We start from the raw sequence: 20,361 nt of genomic DNA, 5'->3' as shown, positions 1-20,361 counted from the left end.
ATACTTGCATGCTTACATGGATTCGGTGCTTGCCGCTGCTTCCTTGCCTGCATGCTTGGGTTGCCCTCGCTGCTGCGAGTGCTCCGCGCCAAGACGCGACGGGCGATTTAAGAATGCGTGTACGCCGAATGAAATCGCGGACACCGCTGCGGTAATGACGGCGAGCCATGCAACCGGCGTCAGCTGGCCGATGTCGTATAGATGGCCCATCAGATACGGGCCAAGGACACGGCCTGCGGAGCCGATGCCGCCGGCGAGACCGAGATAGAACGGCGCGTTCTTGCCGCCTCGTTCGCTCAAGAACGCGGGGACCGCTGGAGCAATGAGCATTTCGCCGAGCGTTGTCAGCACCATGCCGACGACCATGCCTGTGAAGTTCTGCACGGCAAGTATGGCGACAAAGCCGCTTAAGTAGAACAAAGCGCTGGCTGTCAGCTGCGCCGTAATCGTGCTGGCGGCGATCCGCTTGATGAAGTTCGTCACCGGCTGGGCGACGAAGATCATAATGCCGTTCAGCGTCCACAGGTAGCCGAACATTTGCTTCGGCAGCCCTGAGCTGATAATCGTCGGCGAGACGCCGGTGTTCCAGATGCTGTTGCCGAGGTTAATGAGCATACCGCCTAATGCCATGAACAGATAGAGCCGTACATCAAGCAGCAGCGACCAACCGCTGGCGTTCTCAGGCGACAGCTTCTTCATCTTCACGCCAGCCGCCGCTCCGCTAGTCGTGCCTACGCGCTGAAGATAGATCATGAAGAAGAACGCGAAAAGCCCTGAGGAGACGCCATTCATCGTGAAGCTGAGCGTGTAGGACACATCGGCGAGAAATCCGCTCAGTGCCGTACCGATTGCCACGCCGATATTGTTGGCGACGTAGATGACGTTGAACAGCTCGCCGCGCCGGTCAGCGAACCGGAAGCCGATGAATGCTTGGATTGCGGGCATCGACGAGAAATTGAACAGCCCGATGAGTCCCATGGCAACGATGAAGATCGGCCAAGAGTGGCTTAAGATCGGCAGGAACAGCAAGCAGACTGCGTTCAGCGCTAAGGCGCCGATGATAAGCCGTTTCACGCCGACGCGATGATAGAGCGCGCCGCCAAGCAGCTGTCCGGCGATACCGCCGATCGATTGGACTAGGATGACGAGGCCGGCGTCCGACATCGACCTGCCGAGCTGGTCGAAGACGAACATCGTCACGAGCGGCCACATGAGTGCGCTGCCGATTGCATTGATCAGGCTGGCAAGCAGAAAAACTTGAATTTCTTTCGGATAATGGCTGAAGAAGCGCATAACTGGAGTTCTCCTGTTGTTGGGTAGAAAAGTTAAATTTTTAAACTTATAGCATGACGGAATCTATTATAACCGAAATTTGCAAGTTGTGGTTACGTCGTTTTCTTCCACTGTGACGGGGACACTCCGATATATTTCTTGAACACGGTGGCAAAATGCTGGCTCGTCTTGTAGCCAAGGTCCATCGCCACATCCGTCACATTCGAGCCCGGCTCTCGCAGCAGCTCGCATGCACGATTCATGCGCAGCCGGTCAATGTAGCCGGCCGGCGACTGCCCGTGCAGCGCATGGAAGAGCCGATAGAAGTGCGACTCGCTGACGCCAGCAATGTCGGCGAGCTCCTTGTTGGCCCACCGGCGCTCGGGCTCCGCCTCGATGCGCCTCGTTAAGGCGAGCATCGTATCGCGCAGCTCGCCCTGGATTTGGCGTTCCGCCTGCGGATATATGAGCTGCAGCATAATATCGGTTAGATGGTGGCGCACGCGGAACAGAGGAGCGGGCTTGTTGTCCGACAGCAATTTGCGCAGCGCTTCGAATTGATCCCGCATCCGGCTGTCGACACCGACGATGCGCGGCAACTGCCGCAGACTAGCTGCAAGCTGTCCGCGTTCCTCGTCGTCGAACGAAAGCCAGCCCGGCTGCTCGGCGGGATCAACGATGATCGCCCACCAGATGCTGCAGGGCTCGATATAGTTCAGCCGCGCCCGGTGCCATTCGCCGGGGCGGGTATGAAAGCATTGTCCGGTGTAGGAAGGAAAGATGTCCGCATCGACTTCCCAGGTCACTTTGCCTTTCTCCACGAAGACGAATTCGTAGCATCGTTCATGGTTATGGTCAGTGAGCGGAGAGGCCTCATGGAAGCGGTCATACCCGAGCGTGACCAGCTCAGGCAGGCTGCTGTAAGCTCCTTTATCGTCGGCATTCCAGTTATATACCCATCGATCAGTATGGACTTTGCCTTTTGCCATTTCGGACAGCTCCAATCGTGTCTAATCATCTCTTATGTTTCTAATCCTATTTGATAGATATTCGAAAGTCAACGCTTACAAAGGTCACTACAATAGATAAGAAGCAGCTTGCCCTGCACACATACTTAATGAATTTGAAAGAGGTGTCCGCTAGTTATGACAGTCATTCCGTACCAAGTTACCGATGAGGATAAGAAACAGTTCAATGAGACTGGCTATTGGATCAGCCCTAAGCTGATTGATGATGATACGATCGAGCGTCTTCGCCACGCGCATGAGCGTGTATGGAGCAGGAAGTATGACGGCCACGGCCTTCCCATGCATCACCTGCATATGTCCGACAATCCGCTCGCAATCCGTAAATTCGATAATGGCTGGTGGATCAACGACGAAGTTAGAAGTGTCGTAACCGACCGCAATCTTGGCCATATGGCAGCCGACTTGCTCGGCGAGGATGAAATCCGGTTGTGGCATGACCAGGTCATCTTCAAGCCAGGTACGAATGGGGAAGAAACGAATGCAGGGAATGTAGGCTGGCATCAAGACTACGGCTATTGGCGCTGCAGCAGCACGCCGAATATGGTGACGGTCTGGATCGCGCTGCAGGATACCGATCTGAACAATGGCGGGATGATGACGATTCTCGGCTCCCATAAGTGGGGAGCGGTTGAAGGCAGCGATACATTTTTTGAGCAGGATATGAGTAAGCTAAAAGCGAAATTCGCGACCAGAGATTGGGTGGAGGAGCCTTGCATCTTGAAAGCAGGCCAAGCGAGCTTCCATCACGCGCTTACGTTCCACGGCTCCGGTCCGAACCTTACGAACGAGCCTCGTCTATCTGTCGTTGCGCATCTGATGCCAGGCCATACGTATTATCGCGAGCACAGACAGCGTCATGATAACCTGCGATTCCTGGGCGCTCGTCCAGAGCCGGGCATGCGCTTCAATAACGATGCGTACTTCCCGACGTTGTATTCGAGAACTTAATAATGTACAAATAAATAAGAGCCGGTGCCCCATAATGGGCTTCGGCTCTTTGCTTTTCGGCCGAGTGTGCCGTCTATTGACAGGTATATGGCACAGCTCTATGCTGTATTTATATATTTAGCCAAACATCTAAATAAGAAAGGGGCATCGTGCCGTGAACGAAGCGTTCAAAGCGTTAGCGGACCCGACGCGCAGACATATTTTGCAAATTTTACGGGACAAAAGCATGACGGCAGGCGAAATCGCGGACCACTTCAACATCAGCAAGCCGAGCATCTCCCATCACTTGAATTTGCTCAAGCAAGCCGGACTTGTGCTCGACGAGCGGCAAGGCCAGTCCATCATATACTCGCTGCATACGACGGTCGTGGAAGATGTGATCGGCTGGATGTTCGGCATTATTAACAAACAGGAGAAGAGGGATTGATCGATGAAAGCTTGGAAAGATATTTTGTATACCGTTGTAGGGATTTCTCCGGCGATTGGCGCGCTGATTGTCTATAATGAACTGCCCGAGACGGTTGCGACTCATTTCTCGGTGAACAATGAAGTGAACGGCACGATGAACAAAGGAATATTCATACTGGTGCTGGTCCTGCTCGGCCTCGTTCCATTATTGATGCGCGTCATGAGAGCAGTGGATCCGAAGCGCGATAACTTCAACAATTTCAGCACGGCATTTGAAGTGAAACGGCTCGGTGCGACGCTAGTGCTCGCAATTGCAGGCTGGACGGCGCTTATTTATAATCTCGGGCACGCGATCGACATCCGGCGCATTATTATGATTGCCATTGGGGTACTATTTTTGGTTATGGGCAATTATTTGACGCAAGTGAAGCCGAATTACACGTTTGGGATTCGCACGCCATGGACGCTCGCGAGCGAAGAGAACTGGCGCAAGACACACCGAATTGGCGGTCCGTTCATGATGCTCGGCGGATTGGTTGCATTGCTGTGTACGTTTGCTGAAGGGCGTACAGCGCTTCTTGGTTTCGTGGGAATGATCATTGTCTGCTCGCTCATTCCGACGGTTTATTCCTACTGGCTATTTACTCGGATGAAAAAATAATGTATGGTTTACATTTCCGGTTAACATTCAGTTCATAATTCCCCGATATTATGATGAGAGCAAAGGAGGCTGCTGCTTTGAAGCAGAACAACAAAACATTAATCTTGATTGGACTTATGATCGGCGTTATTTTCTCGGAGCTGGATGAGACCGTAGTGTCCACCGCAATGCCGACGATTCTCCGCGACTTGGGCGGACTTGCGCTATATGGCTGGGTCGGCGGCGTCTACATGCTGGCGATGACGTCATTCATGGCGGTACTCGGCAAGCTGGCAGATTTGTATGGACGCAAGAAAATTTATATGGTCAGCATGGCGCTGTTCATTGGCGGCTCCATCATCAGCGGTCTTGCACCGTCGATGGAAGTATTGCTTGTTGGACGGGGGATACAAGGTATCGGTGCGGGCGGTTTGATGCCGCTTGCGATGGTTATCTTCGGTGATACGTTCCCGGTCGAACAACGGGCGAAGATACAAGGTCTATTCGGTGCGGTTATGTTTATTCCGCAGCTTCTTGGACCGTTAATTGGCGGTTTCTTCGTTGAACATATCTCGTGGCACTGGATCTTCCTTGTGAACATTCCGGTCGGCGTCATTGCTGCAATTATCTTGTCGCTTGGCTTGCATGAAACAAGAGTGGAACGGAAGGTCAGCATTGACTGGGCGGGCGCATTCCTGCTCGTATGTTCATTAATTACCTTGCTGCTTACACCGGTTCTTCATCAGACAGAAGGTTATGCCTGGACGGACCCGACTATCCTGGTATTGATGGTGGTTGGCCTTGTTCTTCTCGTCTTGTTCACATTCGTGGAATCGAAGGCGAAAGAACCGATTCTCCCGCTGCACTTGTTTAAGAACCGCAATTTCGTCGTGCTCTCGGCGCTTATGTTTGTGTTCATCCTTGGTCTGATGGGTGCATTCTCGTCGTTCCCGTTCTTCGCGCAGAACGTACTTGGCCTCTCGCCAACAGTTGCCGGTTACTTGTCGCTGCCGCTTATGATCGGTGCGATCGGAGCCAGCGTTGTGGCAGGCCGCTTAATGACGAAGGTGCCGTACCGCAATATCTACACAGTGTCGTTTATCCTGCCGATTATTGCGTTCTATCTGCTGACGACAACGAATGCGCACACGCCGATTATTTCGTTCCTCCTCTATTTCGTCATTCTCGGTCTTGGCTTCGGAACGATGTTCAGCAATCAGCTAATCGTGCAAGAGTCGGTTGATAAAGAACACAGCGGTATCGCGCAATCATCGATTACGCTGTTCCAATCCATCGGCATGACCATCGGCTTCAGCGTATTCGGTTCCGTGCTGGCCGCGAATATTACATCCGGTCTTAAAGACTTGGCTGCCAAAATTCCGGATCAAGCTGCAGCGATCGTTGGGATGGCTACCGGTACGATTCCGGAGGGAACGGATCCATCGCTTGCCCAGCAAGTGAAGGATATCTTCGCAGGTGCGTTCAATCATCTGTACTGGGTCGCGTTCATCCTAGTTATATTGGCCTTCTTCATTACCTTCGGACTGAAGAAAGAAGTGCTGAAAACAACGTCAACTGAAGAGAAGAAAGAGGAAAATGAAGGCTCGGTAAGCGCGGTATGATAGCAGACATTGATCTGAACGACTATGCGCAAGTGAGGGAGCTGCTTAATGTGCAGCTTCTCTCCTACAGCGTGGAGGCGCGGTTGATCGGGTTCCATGATATACCTGGCTTGCGCGATACGGCCCTGTCACTGCAAGCATGCGGCGAGCAATTCTTCGGCTGCTGGCAGGGTGAAGCGTTAGCTGGGGCTATCTCTTTCAAGGAAGAGAACGGCTGCATCGACATCCACCGGCTTGTCGTGCATCCCGACTTCTTCCGCAGAGGGATTGGCGAGCGGCTTGTGAAGCATGTGCTGGATACGTGCAAGCAGCGTGCGGATCGGTTCATCGTTGCGACGGGAGCGGCTAATCTGCCGGCGAAAAGGCTGTACACGAAGCTTGGCTTCGTGGAGCAGCGTGAGGTGGAAGTTGCTCCGGGGTTTTTCATTGCGGAGTTCGAGAAAATCGAAGAAACCGCCGCGCTTTAGCGCTGGCGGTTCTTTCTATTGAGGACTTTTTAAGAAGCTGGTCTGCTGGACTTCTTTCGCTGATTTCACGCTATCCCCGCCAAAGAAGCTGGTCTGCTGGACTACTTGCCCGGAAATCAGGCTTATTTCTCTAAAGAAGCTGGTCTGCTGGACTTCTTTCGCTGATTTCACGCTATCCCCACCAATGTAGCTGGCCTGCTGGACTACTTTGGCTAACTTCAAGCTATCCCCGCCAATGTAGCTGGTTTGCTGGACCAAAATTCACCATAAGCCTCAATTCCCACTCCACATAGCCGGTGGTAACGAGTATCGCATAGCCCGACCTCGAGGTGATTTATGAGCGCTTAGCAGTCCTTTGGTCTGCAGCGATTGCAACCTCTTTACTACAGTTTCCCGATTAATACCCAGCTTCGAAGCCGCTGCTGTCGGTGTAATTTCAGCCCAGTGCTGCTGCATCAGATGCAATATGGCTCGCTCATAGACATCGAGACTATGTTCAAGTCCCCTTGTGATACCGCCCCATTTCGCAAGGGCCATGCTCGTCCTGACCGATTTCTCCTTGCTCCCAACCCTCAGTTGCCGTAAACTCAGGCGTTTCGCCAGTTTCATAGGTGACGTGAAGCCGCCACTGTTCGAATATTTGGTGCCCTATCATTTGTGATCGTTCTCCTTTAGGCAGAGTTCTTCATTATCTAGCATAACGAAAAACCCTCCTGAGGCAGGAGGGAATAAAGTTTGGTTCAGGTATGAAATTCGTTCTTTCGTTTATTGATAATACGCTTTCAAATCCTGCTCAAGCCGCTCTAGGAACAACGCTGTTCGCTCGGGTAAATTCTTATCTTTCATGCTGACCCAGCCCACATGGAGCTCGTTCCAGCCAGGGTAGTCAATCTCGATACATGCATAATTTTCCGTGTAATTCGGGTGTCTCTGAAAGGTTAGCTCCGTCGTTATCGACGCCGCATAGTTTTTGACCAGCATGACCCTGAGCGCGCCTATATTATCGGAAGTAAGCATGACATTAAGAGGGCGATAATTCTCGGCTACATCGTCAGCGAATAGCTTCGTGAGAATATCATCTTTATAGAAAACAAGCGGTACGTTCAGCAGATCTTCGATCGAAATAGACGTCAGAGCAGCTAGCGGCGAGGTTTTGCTGACACTGAGCATCAGCTTGGTTTTCACCAGAGGCTTTGTTTGCAAATGCGGTTTGTCTTTGAGCAGCCGATCATGAAGAATCATAAGCCCGACATCGACGCGATCATGCTCGAGATCATCGAAGATCTGCTCGACCGAGCTTTCCATAAACGGCAAGTGCGTGTTTGGATAGTCCTCTTTGAAGCTGATATACGTATCCGTAAGAAGCGCTAATTGCTCAGGCGTACTTGCGATTCGCAGTACTTGAAGGGGAGCGGCGGCCCGCTGGGCTGCTTCCGCTTTAATACCCTCAACTTGCTGAGTAATGATTCTCGCTTTCTCGATTATGACTTCACCATCTGGGGTAGGGATTGCTCCTGCGTGACTGCGAACGAACAGTTTAATTCCAAGCTCCGTTTCTAAATTCGTGATGGATTGGCTGACCGCCGATCGGGTCACATTGAGATGGTTTGCTGCTTTAGATAAGGATCCAGTCTTTGCAATTTCAACGATACATTCCATTTGCTCCAGATTCATAACAATTCTCCATTGCCTTCAACGTATTGAGCGAAGCTCGATTCATTATACCTCGTTCTTGGCGTCTGCAGAAAGTGTATGACCTGTTTTCTTCACTTTACCGGAAATGTATATTTGTTTTTATTTGAAAATCTGTATTCAAAAATAAACAAACATGTTATTGTGGGTTCAACAAGCAATTATCAAACTTATTCGGAGGTAAACAGATGGCACAATCTTTGTGGAATAACGATAAAGCAGCAGAACAGAAGAACGGACTAGCGCAGCTCGTCTACCGTTCCAATATTATTGGCGCAGATCGCAGCGTATGTAACTGGGGCGGCGGCAATACTTCGGCCAAAACAACGGTTACCGATTTCCGCGGTCGCGAAGTTGAAGTGATGTACGTGAAGGGCAGCGGCTCGGACCTTGCATCCATGAAAGCAGGCAATTTCACAGGTCTTCGTATGGAAGACATCCGTCCGTTGTTCGAGCGCGATGAAATGTCCGATGAGGAAATGGTCGCGTACCTCGCACACTGCATGATTGACAGCAAGCATCCGCGCGCGTCGATCGAGACGCTGCTGCATGCCTTCCTCCCGTTCAAACATGTTGACCATACACATCCGGACTCCATCATCAGCCTGTGCTGCGCAGATAACGGCAAGCAGCTGGCGGAAGAGATTTTCGGCGACCGTTTCGTATGGGTTCCCTATGTACGCCCTGGCTTTACGCTCTCGAAAATGATTGCACAAGGCGTTCTTTCGAACCCGAAGGCAGAGCTTGTCCTGATGGAGAAGCACGGTCTCGTTACTTGGGGCGAAACAAGTGAAGAGGCGTATGCGCAAACGATCAAGATCATCACTGAAGCTGAGAATTTTATCGAAGCTCGTGTTAATGAAGAGAAGCTGTTCGGCGGCGTGAAGCATCATCCGCTTGCAGCAGAAGTGCGCAGAAGCATCGCAGCGGCAGTTATGCCAACAATCCGGGGCGCAGTCAGCGACGCGAAGAAAATGATTCTAACGTTCGACGATGCAGACGACGTCCTTGCTTTTGTCAGCGGCGTCAATTCCCCGCAGCTGTCGCAAGTCGGCGCAGCTTGCCCGGACCATCTCGTGCATACGAAGGTCGTTCCGCTCTTCATCGACTGGACGCCGAACGCGGACGATATTGAAGGACTTCAGGCGATTCTGAAAGAAAGCATCGCTGCGTATAAGAAACAGTACCAAGCTTACTTCGAGCGCAACAAGAACGAAGGCGACGTGATGTTCGAAGCGGCGCCGCGCGTTATCCTGATCCCAGGTATCGGTATGATCAACACAGGCAAGAGCTGGTCGAACTCCAAAGTAAGCGGCGCCCTGTACCACCGTGCCATTGCAGTTATGCGCGGCGCAACAGCGCTTGGCGAGTTCGTGTCGCTCTCCGAGAACGAATCGTACAACGTGGAATACTGGCCGCTTGAGCTGTACAAATTGTCGCTCGCTCCGGCAGAAGCAGAATTTTCGCGCAAAGTGGCGTTCATCACTGGCGGTGCCGGCGGTATCGGCAGCGAAACAGCACGCAGACTCGTATCCGAAGGCGCGCATGTTGTGCTCGCGGACTTGAATCTGGAAGGTGCGGAGCGCGTCGCTGGCGAAATTAATGAGAAGTACGGCGAAGGCCGCGCACTTGCAGTGAAGATGGACGTTACGAGCGAAGAGGCCGTTATCGCAGCAATGAACGAGACGGCGATTGCGTATGGCGGTCTGGATATCGTCGTTAACAACGCCGGTCTTGCAACATCGAGCCCGTTCGACCAAACATCGCTCAAAGAATGGAACCTCAACATGAGCGTCCTTGGCACAGGCTACTTCCTCGTTGCTCGCGAAGCATTCAAGCAGATGAAGCAGCAAGCAATCGGCGGCAACATGGTGTTCATCGGCTCCAAAAACTCGGTCTATGCCGGGAAGGCGGCATCGGCATACAGCGCGGCGAAAGCGCTGGAAGCTCATTTGGCACGTTGCATTGCGACAGAAGGCGGCGAGTTCGGTATCCGCGTCAATACGATTTTGCCGGATGCGATCCTGCAAGGATCGACGATTTGGAATGGCAGCTGGCGCAACGAGCGGGCAGCCGCGTATGGCATTGAGCCGGACCAGCTGGAAGAGTACTACCGTAAACGGACGACGCTGCTTGTCAACATCTACCCGCGCGATATCGCAGAAGGCGTTGCGTTCTTCGCATCGTCCAAAGCGGACAAAACGACGGGCTGCATGCTCACGATCGACGGCGGCGTACCGGCAGCATTCACACGATAAGGAAGAGGATGGTGCGGAAGGATGTTTGAAGCAAGAGGCGAGAAGCATTGGATTATTCCAGACGGCTACATTCCGCCGACTAGCGCAGCAGGTTCCTATGAAAGTCATGAATCGGTTTGTGTGCTCAACTGCTCCTCCGAGGAGGCGCAAATTACGCTTACGATCTTCTTCGAGGATCGTGAGCCGCTCGAGAACATCATTGTCACCGTGCCAGGCAGAAGAACCAAACATATCCGCACCTCCACGCTTTCGGCAGAGGGAACGAAGATTCCGGTCGGCGTTCCTTATGCCATCGAGGTGCTGAGCAGCATTCCGATCATTGTCCAGTACAGCCGATTGGATGCGACGCAAGCCGAGAATGCCCTTATGTCCGTCATCGCTCATCCGATAAAATAATGTGCAAAGGAGCATGTATGAGATGGAGCAAAAAATTGTAGCGAACTACGAAGCAGCCAAGGAGCTGTATTCCCGTCACGGCATCGATGTTGACGCGGTGCTTACGAAGCTCGCAGAAGTGAAAATTTCGATGCATTGCTGGCAAGGCGACGACGTTCGCGGCTTCTTGAATAAAGATCAAGCGCTGACCGGAGGCATCTCCGTAACCGGCAACTACCCGGGGGCGGCAAGCTCGCCGGAGGAGCTTCGCTCCGATCTGGAGAAAGCGTTCTCTCTCATCCCAGGCAAACATAAATTGAACCTCCATGCGATCTACGTCGATACCGACGAGAAGGTGGAATTGGATAAAATCGAGCCGAAGCATTACCAGAAGTGGGTAGATTGGGCGAAGGCGCAAGGACTCGGTCTAGACTTCAACCCGACCTGCTTCTCGCACGAGAAGTCGAAGGACGGCTTCACGCTGAGCCATCCGGACCCGGCAATCCGCGAATTCTGGATCGATCACTGCAAAGCTTCCCGCCGGATCGGCGCTTACTTCGGTGAGCAGCTCGGTCAAACTTGCGTAACGAACGTATGGATTCCGGACGGCTTCAAGGATGTGCCGGCAGACCGCCTTGCACCGCGCAAACGGTTGAAGGATGCGCTCGATCAAGTATTCGAGGAAGAGCTGAATCCCGCTCATAACCTCGATGCTGTCGAGAGCAAGCTGTTCGGACTTGGATCCGAAGCATACGTTGTCGGCTCGCATGAGTTCTATATGGGCTACGGCATTCAGAACAACAAGCTGATCTGCCTGGATGCAGGCCACTTCCATCCAACGGAAGTGATCTCGAATAAGCTGTCGGCGATTTCGCTGTTCACGGATGGCATCCTGCTGCATGTAAGCCGCCCGATGCGCTGGGACAGCGATCATGTCGTCACAATGGATGACGAGCTGATCGACATCGGACGCGAGCTTATACGCGGCGACCTGCTTGACATTACGCATATCGGCCTCGACTTCTTCGATGCGAGCATCAACCGTGTTGCTGCATGGGTCATCGGCACGCGCAACACAATCAAAGCGCTTATGCGCGCGATGCTGGATCCAATCGAAGCGCTGCGCAAAGCGGAAATCGAAGGCGATTACACGACTCGCCTCGCGCTGACAGAGGAGTTCAAGTCGTACCCATTCGGCGCGGTATGGGATTACTACTGCGCGAAGAACGGCGTACCGGTACGTGAAGAATGGCTCGCAGAAGTGAAAGCATATGAGAATGACGTGCTGCTGAAGCGCGGTCAAGTGCAAATAGGGGCGAACTAGAATATGCCGAGCATCCTCGCGTATGACCTCGGGGCAAGCAGCGGTCGAGCGCTGCTTGGCCGTTTGAATCATGGCAAGATCGAAGTGGAAGAGATCCATCGTTTCAATAATGATCCTGTCGGGATAGGCGATCGGCTGCAGTGGGATATCCTGAGGTTGTTCCATGAGATCAAGCAAGGCCTATTGAAAGCGAAGCATGCCGGCGAGACGCCGGCTAGCCTCGCGATCGACTCATGGGCAGTCGATTTCGGCTTGATTGGCCGAAGCGGAGAACTGCTTGGCAATCCGTATCACTATCGGGACCATCATACGGATGGCGTGATGGAGCGAACGATGGAGCGGCTGACAGCGGGGAAGATTTTTGGGCGGACCGGCATTCAATTCCTTCCGTTCAATACCATCTACCAGCTGGCAGCGCTGAAGGAATCAGACTCGCCGTTCCTGCAAGGAGCAGAGCATCTGCTCATGATTCCGGACTTGCTCCGGTATTTCTTGACTGGCGAGATGCACAACGAGTTCACGAATGCGACGACGACGCAGCTGTATAATCCGCTCGAAGGTCGCTGGGACACGGAGCTGCTCGCGGCGATTGGCATTTCACCTTCGTTGTTCGGCGAAGTCGTCCAGCCGGGAACGCGCGTTGGTTCGCTGCGGTCTGTGCTGCGTGAAGAGCTCGGCATCAGCTCTGTGCCTGTACTCGCGACGGCAGAGCATGATACGGGTGCGGCGGTGGCTGCCGTTCCGGCGCTGGAGCGGGATTTTGCCTACTTGAGCTGCGGCACTTGGTCTCTGATGGGCACTGAGGTAGACCGCCCGGTTATCAATGAGCTGGCACAGGAGCTAAACTTCACGAATGAAGGCGGCGTGTACGGCACGTACCGATTGCTCAAGAACATCATGGGACTGTGGATTCTCCAAGAATGCCGCCGTTATTGGGAGCTGGCCGGTCAATCCTACAGCTTCCCTGAGCTGGTGAGCATGGCGGAGAAGGCGGAGGCGTTCAAGTCGTTCATCGATCCGGACGATTCGATGTTCATCCATCCTGGCGACATGCCTTCTCGCGTGCGTCAGTTCTGCGCAGCAAGCGAGCAGCCCGTGCCGGAATCGCCGGGCGAAATCGTTCGCTGTATCCTCGAAAGCCTTGCACTGAAATACCGTTATGTGTTTGAATTAACTGAACGGTTATCGGGCAAGTCGTTCAGCGGGCTGCACATGGTGGGCGGCGGCATTCAGAATGTGCTGCTCTGCCAGTGGTCGGCGAACGCGATCGGCAAGCCGGTATGGGCTGGGCCTGTAGAAGGCAGTGCGCTCGGCAATCTGGTCGTACAATGGATTGCGCAGGGCGAGCTGGCGGATATTTGGGAAGCGCGCCAGGTGATTCGGGATTCGTTCCCGGTTACGGTGTACGACCCGCAGGATCAGTCGCAATGGGAAGAGGCTTACGGGAAGTTTCGCGGACTTGCGGGACTCGCTTAACTTAGAATGATTGAAAGTAGAGGATGACGATGCTGGTTGCAGAGCGCTATGAGAAGATTGCCCGCCTGGTCAATGAACGCGGCAGCATCCGCGTAACGGAGCTTAGCGAGCTGTGCCAGGTAACGGAGGAGACGATCCGCCGAGATCTGGACCGATTGGAGCAGGCTGGCCGTCTGCGCCGTTCCCACGGGGGAGCGGTCAGCGTGAAGGATCAGCCGCAGCAGCCAGAAATTCCGTATGCGGAGCGGGAGATTACGCATGCCGAGGAGAAGCGGCGCATCGCGCAGGAAGCAGTGAAGCTGATCAAGCCGAAGGATCGGATTCTGCTCGATGCAAGCACGACGGCATGGTATATGGCTTCGTACTTGCCGGATTTTCCGCTGACGGTGCTGACCAACTCCATTAAAGTGGCAACGGAGCTGAGCAGCAAGGAGAAGATCGAGGTGATCTCGACCGGCGGGCTGCTTGCGCAGCGCTCGCTCTCCTTCGTTGGTCCGCTCGCGGAGCGCTCGCTCGACCTGTATCACGTCGACAAAGTGTTCTTCTCCTGCAAAGGCGTCCACTTGGACCGCGGCATTAGCGAGTCCAATGAGCTGCAAGCGCGCATCAAGCAGAAAATGATCGGCATGGCCGACAGCGTCATCTTGCTCGCCGACGCCAGCAAGTTCGGCATCCAAGCGTTCACGCATGTAGCCGAGCTCGGCGAGATCGACACGATCATCACCGATCGGCGCATCCCGCAGGAGACGCTGCAGGCGCTGGCCGAGCGGACGGAGATTGCGGTGTCTACGGTTTGAGGAAAGGGAGGCAGTTCGGGACGAAGAGTTGTTGTCCGGAACTGCTTCTTTTTTTATGAAGATTCAGCTCTGAGCAACTGGACAAGCAGGATTGCCTGTGAAGGGGATTCCTCAATTCGCTAACCCCCTCTGGGCATTCATACGATGTGCTAACGGTTGTGAGAGCGGCTATTTACTACGAAACACTCGATTCTTGGCGAGGAATCACCAATTAGGCTAGTTGACAACCGTTAAAGAGAAGTAACATTTTAAGCGAAGCGGGCATTTTTCTTATTGTCAACATGTCTGACAACCTGATAAAATGATAACTATAAAACGAGTTCAAGCGAGGTGCTCCGTTAACGTGAAAGTGTCTTTATTTATCACATGTTTAAGCGATGCCTTATACCCGCGCGTCGGTGAAGCGATGGTGCGACTGCTCGCCAGATATGGCGTGCAGGTTGAGTTCCCGAAAGTGCAGACCTGCTGCGGACAGCCGGCGTTCAACAGCGGCTATTGGAAGGAAGCGAGGGAGACGGCGAGCACGATCCTCGAAGCGTTCGAGGACTGCGACTTTGTCATTTCCCCGTCGGGCTCCTGCACCGGCATGATTCATCATTATCCGAAGCTGTTCGAACATGATCCGGTTATGCTCGAGAAAGCCATTAAGCTGCAGCAGAAGTCTTACGAATTCACGCAGTTCCTCGTTCAAGTGCTCGGCATAACGGACGTTGGCGCGGCTTTCCCGCATAAAGTGACGTACCATCCATCCTGCCACGGCAGCCGTCTGCTCGGCGTGAAGGAGGAGCCGCTCCTGTTGATGGAGCAGGTGAAGGGGATGGAGCTTGTACCGCTTCCTTTTGCTAACGATTGCTGCGGGTTCGGGGGTACTTTCGCGGTCAAAATGTCCGATATTTCCGGCGCGATGGTGACGGAGAAAGCGGATCACGTGCTGGAGACGGAGGCAGAGGTGCTCGTCGGACTCGACTTGGCGTGCCTCATGAACATCGCAGGCAACTTGCGTTATCGGGATAAGCCGGTGCGGGTTATGCATCTGGCGGAGCTTCTTTATGAAGGAGTGAAGGGCGCATGAGCGGAGCGACACAGACGAATTTAGGAACGGTGAAGGAACGGGCGGGACTTGCGCTCAATAATGATTTTCTGCGGAAAGCAGTGAAGTTTACGACGGAGCGTCTGCGTACAGGCAAGGAGAAAGCGGCGGCGGACCACGGCAATTGGGACGAATGGCGCGAGCGCGGTCGGCAAATCCGGCTGCATACGATTGCGCATCTGGACTATTATTTGAACTTATTCGTCGAAAATGCCCGGGCTAACGGGGTCCATATTCATTTTGCGGAGACGGCTGCCGAGGCCGTGGAAATATCGCTTGCGATTGCGAAGCAGGTCGAAGCGCGCACGGTTGTGAAGTCGAAGTCCATGGTGACCGAGGAGCTGCATCTCAACCATGCGCTTGAGTCGATAGACGTTGAGGCGATTGAGACGGACCTCGGCGAATACATTATTCAGCTGGCGGGCGAGGCACCGTCGCATATCATTATCCCGGCGATTCATAAGAACCGCTACCAGATCGCGGAACTGTTGTCCGCTGATGCAGGCGAGACGCTCGCGCCGGATACGCAGATTCTAGCTGGATTCGTGCGCCGGAAGCTGCGGGAGAAGTTCCTGGAAGCAGATATCGGCATGACGGGTTGTAATTTTGCAATTGCGGAGACAGGCTCGATGGTCCTGTTCGAAAATGAGGGTAATGCCCGCATGGTATCGACGGTGCCGAAGACGCAAATTACGCTGATGGGGATGGAGCGGATCATTCCGTCTTTTGAAGATCTTGAGGTTATGGCGACGCTGCTTCCGCGCTCTGCGACAGGGCAAAAGCTGACTGTTTATATGTCCGGCATTAGCGGTCCTCGGCGTGAAGTCGATGCGGACGGTCCGGATGAAATGCACATCATCATCGTGGATAACGGGCGTTCGCTGCAGCTTGGCGACCCGGAATTCCAGGAGCTGCTCAACTGTATTCGCTGCGGCGCTTGTTTGAACGCGTGTCCGGTGTATCGTCATATCGGCGGTCATGCTTATGGCGGCACGTACAGCGGTCCGATCGGTGCTGTGCTCACGCCAGCCTTGAAGAAAAATATCGCAGAATGGGATGATATCGCGAACGCTTCGAGTCTGTGCGGTGCTTGCTACGAGGCATGTCCGGTGAAAATCCCGCTGCACGAGATGCTCGTCTATCTGCGTCGTCGGAAGCTGGAGGCAGGTCGCGGAGATAAGCTGGAAGCGATCGGGATGAAAGGCTTTGCGGCGGTGATGAAGAACTCGAAACGGTTCGGCGCTGTGCTGAAGATCGGGAAGCTCGGGCAAAAGCTCGTCGTGCGCGATGGCGGCATCCGTTCGAAGATCGGTCCGCTCAAAGGTTGGAACTCCTACCGTGTGACGCCGAGTCTGCCTAGCGAGTCGTTCCGCGAGAAATGGCCAACGATGGAGCAGGAGATTCGCCACGGCTTGCAGGAGATGGATCCGGCTGTGAAGAGTCGCATGGAAGCGATTGTTAGAGAACGTCAGTCAGGTGGCAACGGCGGTAAAGGAAACGGGGGACACGGGCATCATGGCTAATAAAGAAGCGCGTCAGCAGTGGCTTGCGGAGCAGACGGCCAAGTCGAAGGAGAAGCAGGTCAGCTTCATTAATAGTATTTCGAGTAAGCTCGGTCGGGCACGCCCGACTGCGGCGCCTGCGCATCCTTTTCGCGGAGCGCCGGACTTCTGGCGGGAGTTCGAATGGCCGATCGATGAGCGGGCGGAGAAGTTTATGGAGAACTTCCGTGCGGTCGGCGGGCACTCGCTGCGGCTCGGCAGCATGGAGGAAGCGAAGCAGTTTATCGTGGATAAAGCTGCAGAGATGAGTGCGAAGTATATTATCCGTCAAAATCAACCGGAGCTCGCGGAGATGGACCTCGAATTCGCACTTTCAGAGGCGAAGGTGTCGGTGTGGAACAGCGATCCGGAGGAGCAGTGGAAAGCGCGCGCGGCTGAGGCGGACTTCGGCGTCGTCGTTGTCGACCATGCGGCGGCTTACACGGGATCGCTTACCGTGTTATCATCGAAGGATAAAGGCCGCTCGGTCAGCTTGCTGCCGACGGTCCTGATGGCGATTATTCCGATTGAGCGTCTGCGTACGCGGCTTGGCGAAGTGTTAGTGGAGTTTGACCGGGCTGGGCGAGAGCAGCTGCCTGCGGGGATTCATTTCATATCGGGGCCGAGTCGTTCGGCGGATATCGAGAATGATTTGACGATTGGCGTACATGGACCAGGCGTTGTTTATGCGATCATTGTGGGATAGCGCAATTCGTAAGCAAGGAGTCGGTTCATCACAGAAGGGATATTAAGCGATGGAAATTACGAAGCTTTCGAAAAGGAACCATTACGAGGAGATTGCGGAGCAGATCAAGCGGCTCATCGTGGACGGCAAGCTGCAGGTCGGCGACAAGCTGCCTTCGACGAAGGAGATGTCCGAGCAATTCGGCGTCGGGCGTTCGACGATGCGAGAGGCGCTGAGCGCTTTGAAGGCGATGGGCTATATCGAGATTCGCCAAGGCGGCGGCTGCACGGTTATTAACAGCGCTCCGGTGGAAGTGGAGCTGCCTGAGCTTGTGTCGATGCGGATGAATCGCGAGACGCTGCTGGAGCTGCTTGAAGCGAGACAATCGCTGGAGGTTTCGAACGCTTCCATCGCTGCAGGGAAAGCATCGGCTGCGGATGTCGCTGCGCTGCGCGCTCTTGTGGCGGAGATGGAAGCCACGATCGGCGACGATGCGGAGGGCGAGCGGACCGATCTACTGTTCCATCGGACGCTCGCGGAAGCGACGCATAATTCGATCATGGTGCGGCTGTTCGAATCCATCGTCGGTCAGCTCGAGCTCGCGATTCGCGAAATTCGCCGCGTTGAGATTTATGCGAACCGCTCCGTGGCGGAGCGGCTGTACCGCGAGCATCTCGCCATCTTCGAGGCGATTGAGCTTCGCGATGCCGCGCTTGCAGGCGAGCGGATGAAGCAGCATCTTGAGCATGTGGTGAGCAATTTGTTGAAGGTACTCTAGTTGAGAGGGCTGCCCCGATGGGAGCAGCCCTTTGTGTTGTACGGCTATGCCTTCGGTGTTCCGAAGCGCTGGATGTTTCTTACCTTCGCCCTGGCGATTTCAATTTCACGGTTGCGCGGCTCGGCGTTCGTAACAAGCGAGTCGAGGAGCTTCTTGGCGACGGCGGTCACGTCCTCAATGGCAGTGTTGAAGGCAGCTTCATTCGCTTTCGACGGCGAATTAAAGCCAGACAGTTTGCGAACGAACTGCAGCGCAGCAGCGTGGATCTCGTCTTCGGTAGCTGGCGGGTCAAAATTAAACAGCGTCTTAATATTGCGGCACATAGCGAGGGGTCCCCTTTGCGAGATGAATTTGATTTCATCTTACTACATGGCTGGGGGGACAAACCAGCAATTTGCACGACACTAGCCTAACACCTTGTAGCCAAACCCGGGACACTGCATCCCGCGCCTCCGCACCTCCGCACCTCCGCGCCTTCGCACCTCTGCAGCCCCGCAGCCCCGCAGCCCCGCACCATTAACACTAGCCTTCTTGTAACTTTTCCGGTTATAATAATCACATCGACTAACTAATTTGTCCTGAAGCACAGGCTGTTTGTCCGGATTATCCGGGCAGGCAGCCTTATTTTATTTTTCCGGGGGTATGGGAATGGATAATGGTTTTGAGCTTGCGTATGCGCAGTTGATGGATTCTGCAGGTTTGAACAGCAGCGAGGAGCGTAAGCGGCGGCTATTGGAGCACGATCAGGCGGAGAAATTATTCCTCCAAAATGTCTGGTGGCCAGCTGTTGGCAACCTTGATTACTTGCATCCTGAATATGAGCTGCAGGATTTGAAAGGAGGTGCGCGGTTCGCCAATTTTGCATATATGCCCCCACTGCCGTATCGACTGTTGATTGAAATCGACGGCTTCGGCCCACACTGGCGAGACGTTACCAGGTGGCGCTTCGCAGATGATCTTCAACGCCAAAATCACCTTCTCATCGACGGCTGGCACCTGCTCCGTTTCGCTTTCGACGATGTATCGGAGAAGCCTCGACGCTGCCAGCAAACGCTGCTCATGGCGCTTGCCAAATGGGGCGGCATCACGCGAGGCGTCGAGCATAGCCTCGACGTCTACGAACGAGCGCTGCTGCACCTGATGCAGCAGCATTGGGGCGAGATCACGCCGGCGGCTGCAATGGATAAGTTAGGGATTAGCAAAAGGAGAGTAATAGCAGGATTGAAGTCATTGGTAAGGAGGGGGATCTTGAGCTCAGTGACATCGCCAAAGGGAAGGGGGATGAGATATAAGTTCTCATCTTCGAACTGGAGTAAAAGTTAGCGAAAGAGTGACCCCGGGGGATATACATGAGTGGGAAAGCAGCTAAATCGGCGAAAGAGTGACCCCGGGGGATATACATGAGTGGGAAAGCAGCTAAATCTGTGAAAGAGTGACCTCAAGGGATACACATTAGTGGGAAATCAGTCAAATCGGCGAAAGAGTGACCCTGAGGGATACACATGAGTGGGAAATCAGCGAAAACGGCGAAAGAGTGACCTCAAGGGATACACATTAGTGGGAAATCAGTCAAATCGGCGAAAGAGTGACCCCGGGGGATACACATGAGTGGGAAAACAGCTAAATCGGCGAAAGAGTGACCCTGAGGGATACATATGAGTGGGAAAGCAGCTAAATCGGCGAAAGAGTGACCTCGAGGGATACACATTAGTGGGAAATCAGTTAAATCGGCGAAAGAGTGACCCTGAGGGGTACACATGAGTGGGAAAACAGCTAAATCGGCGAAAGAGTGACCCTGAGGGATACATATGAGTGGGAAAGCAGCTAAATCGGCGAAAGAGTGACCTCGAGGGATACACATTAGTGGGAAATCAGTTAAATCGGCGAAAGAGTGACCCTGAGGGGTACACATGAGTGGGAAAACAGCTAAATCGGCGAAAGAGTGACCCTGAGGGATACA

21 protein-coding genes are annotated in these 20,361 nt (G+C 53.9%); 15 read left to right on the top strand and 6 right to left on the bottom strand.

The window, feature by feature from the left end; genetic code table 11:
- Window positions 1-12: 12 nt before the first annotated feature.
- Together A8990_RS18855 and A8990_RS18850 are read right to left on the bottom strand one after the other, a co-directional pair.
- Complete coding sequence (locus A8990_RS18855) at window positions 13-1,293, bottom strand: MFS transporter (RefSeq protein ID WP_116190590.1); 1,281 nt, start codon at window positions 1,291-1,293, stop codon at window positions 13-15.
- 92 nt (window positions 1,294-1,385) lie between these two features.
- On the bottom strand, window positions 1,386-2,261 hold the full coding sequence (locus A8990_RS18850; RefSeq protein WP_116190589.1) for a helix-turn-helix domain-containing protein: 876 nt from the start codon (window positions 2,259-2,261) through the stop codon (window positions 1,386-1,388).
- 156 nt (window positions 2,262-2,417) lie between these two features.
- Between A8990_RS18850 and A8990_RS18845 the strand changes: the two genes are divergently transcribed.
- The 5 genes from A8990_RS18845 (at window position 2,418) to A8990_RS18825 (ending at window position 6,385) form a co-directional block, all read left to right on the top strand.
- On the top strand, window positions 2,418-3,248 hold the full coding sequence (locus tag A8990_RS18845) for a phytanoyl-CoA dioxygenase family protein (protein WP_116190588.1): 831 nt from the start codon (window positions 2,418-2,420) through the stop codon (window positions 3,246-3,248).
- A 154-nt stretch (window positions 3,249-3,402) separates the two neighbouring features.
- On the top strand, window positions 3,403-3,675 hold the full coding sequence (locus tag A8990_RS18840; protein ID WP_116190587.1) for an autorepressor SdpR family transcription factor: 273 nt from the start codon (window positions 3,403-3,405) through the stop codon (window positions 3,673-3,675).
- A gap of 3 nt (window positions 3,676-3,678) precedes the next feature.
- Window positions 3,679-4,317, top strand: a complete 639-nt coding sequence (locus A8990_RS18835; RefSeq protein WP_116190586.1) for an SdpI family protein — start codon at window positions 3,679-3,681, stop codon at window positions 4,315-4,317.
- Between the two features lie 77 nt (window positions 4,318-4,394).
- Window positions 4,395-5,918: an MDR family MFS transporter gene (locus A8990_RS18830; RefSeq protein WP_245996100.1), complete on the top strand. Its 1,524-nt coding sequence runs from the start codon at window positions 4,395-4,397 to the stop codon at window positions 5,916-5,918.
- Window positions 5,915-6,385 carry a GNAT family N-acetyltransferase gene (locus tag A8990_RS18825; protein ID WP_116190584.1) on the top strand — a complete coding sequence of 157 codons (471 nt, stop codon included), beginning with the start codon at window positions 5,915-5,917 and terminating at the stop codon, window positions 6,383-6,385. Before A8990_RS18830 ends, A8990_RS18825 begins: the two co-directional genes overlap by 4 nt.
- Before the next feature lie 15 nt (window positions 6,386-6,400).
- On the opposite strand, the gene A8990_RS18820 is transcribed toward A8990_RS18825, so the two are convergent.
- The 3 genes from A8990_RS18820 to A8990_RS18815 all read right to left on the bottom strand — a co-directional run bounded on the left by A8990_RS18820 (window position 6,401) and on the right by A8990_RS18815 (window position 8,059).
- Complete coding sequence (locus A8990_RS18820) at window positions 6,401-6,607, bottom strand: hypothetical protein (RefSeq protein ID WP_147306829.1); 207 nt, start codon at window positions 6,605-6,607, stop codon at window positions 6,401-6,403.
- Window positions 6,608-6,881: 274 nt separating this feature from the next.
- Window positions 6,882-7,040, bottom strand: a complete 159-nt coding sequence (locus tag A8990_RS31615; RefSeq protein WP_181909664.1) for a hypothetical protein — start codon at window positions 7,038-7,040, stop codon at window positions 6,882-6,884.
- 110 nt (window positions 7,041-7,150) lie between these two features.
- Window positions 7,151-8,059: a LysR family transcriptional regulator gene (locus tag A8990_RS18815; RefSeq protein WP_116190582.1), complete on the bottom strand. Its 909-nt coding sequence runs from the start codon at window positions 8,057-8,059 to the stop codon at window positions 7,151-7,153.
- Between the two features lie 206 nt (window positions 8,060-8,265).
- Here A8990_RS18815 and A8990_RS18810 point away from each other — a divergent pair, with 206 nt between their 5' ends.
- The 9 genes from A8990_RS18810 (at window position 8,266) to A8990_RS18770 (ending at window position 18,401) form a co-directional block, all read left to right on the top strand.
- On the top strand, window positions 8,266-10,335 hold the full coding sequence (locus A8990_RS18810; protein WP_116190581.1) for a bifunctional aldolase/short-chain dehydrogenase: 2,070 nt from the start codon (window positions 8,266-8,268) through the stop codon (window positions 10,333-10,335).
- 21 nt (window positions 10,336-10,356) lie between these two features.
- Complete coding sequence (locus A8990_RS18805) at window positions 10,357-10,731, top strand: sensory rhodopsin transducer (protein WP_116190580.1); 375 nt, start codon at window positions 10,357-10,359, stop codon at window positions 10,729-10,731.
- A gap of 22 nt (window positions 10,732-10,753) precedes the next feature.
- Window positions 10,754-12,034 carry an L-rhamnose isomerase gene (rhaA, locus tag A8990_RS18800; protein WP_116190579.1) on the top strand — a complete coding sequence of 427 codons (1,281 nt, stop codon included), beginning with the start codon at window positions 10,754-10,756 and terminating at the stop codon, window positions 12,032-12,034.
- A 3-nt stretch (window positions 12,035-12,037) separates the two neighbouring features.
- Window positions 12,038-13,510 (top strand): rhamnulokinase, encoded by a 1,473-nt coding sequence (rhaB, locus tag A8990_RS18795; protein WP_116190578.1) that lies wholly within the window; start codon window positions 12,038-12,040, stop codon window positions 13,508-13,510.
- Window positions 13,511-13,539: 29 nt separating this feature from the next.
- A complete protein-coding gene (locus tag A8990_RS18790) occupies window positions 13,540-14,307 on the top strand; it encodes a DeoR/GlpR family DNA-binding transcription regulator (protein ID WP_116190577.1) in 768 nt (255 codons plus the stop codon).
- A gap of 343 nt (window positions 14,308-14,650) precedes the next feature.
- Window positions 14,651-15,379, top strand: a complete 729-nt coding sequence (locus A8990_RS18785; protein ID WP_116190576.1) for a (Fe-S)-binding protein — start codon at window positions 14,651-14,653, stop codon at window positions 15,377-15,379.
- Entirely contained in the window at window positions 15,376-16,920 is a 1,545-nt protein-coding gene (locus A8990_RS18780) for a LutB/LldF family L-lactate oxidation iron-sulfur protein (protein WP_116190575.1), read from the top strand. The genes A8990_RS18785 and A8990_RS18780 overlap by 4 nt, the downstream gene beginning before the upstream one ends.
- A complete protein-coding gene (locus A8990_RS18775; protein ID WP_116190574.1) occupies window positions 16,913-17,644 on the top strand; it encodes a LutC/YkgG family protein in 732 nt (243 codons plus the stop codon). The genes A8990_RS18780 and A8990_RS18775 overlap by 8 nt, the downstream gene beginning before the upstream one ends.
- Before the next feature lie 49 nt (window positions 17,645-17,693).
- Window positions 17,694-18,401 carry a FadR/GntR family transcriptional regulator gene (locus tag A8990_RS18770; RefSeq protein ID WP_116190573.1) on the top strand — a complete coding sequence of 236 codons (708 nt, stop codon included), beginning with the start codon at window positions 17,694-17,696 and terminating at the stop codon, window positions 18,399-18,401.
- A 44-nt stretch (window positions 18,402-18,445) separates the two neighbouring features.
- Here A8990_RS18770 and A8990_RS18765 read toward each other — a convergent pair whose 3' ends face one another.
- On the bottom strand, window positions 18,446-18,724 hold the full coding sequence (locus tag A8990_RS18765; protein WP_116190572.1) for a DUF2277 domain-containing protein: 279 nt from the start codon (window positions 18,722-18,724) through the stop codon (window positions 18,446-18,448).
- Between the two features lie 325 nt (window positions 18,725-19,049).
- Here A8990_RS18765 and A8990_RS18760 point away from each other — a divergent pair, with 325 nt between their 5' ends.
- Window positions 19,050-19,724 (top strand): helix-turn-helix domain-containing protein, encoded by a 675-nt coding sequence (locus tag A8990_RS18760; protein WP_116190571.1) that lies wholly within the window; start codon window positions 19,050-19,052, stop codon window positions 19,722-19,724.
- Window positions 19,725-20,361 lie beyond the last annotated feature (637 nt).

The sequence above is a fragment of the Paenibacillus taihuensis genome (assembly GCF_003386535.1).
GTDB classification, from domain to species: Bacteria; Bacillota; Bacilli; order Paenibacillales; family Paenibacillaceae; genus Paenibacillus_Z; species Paenibacillus_Z taihuensis.
Note: the sequence above shows the minus strand (reverse complement) of the source record. Positions and strands in the feature narration are given on the sequence as shown.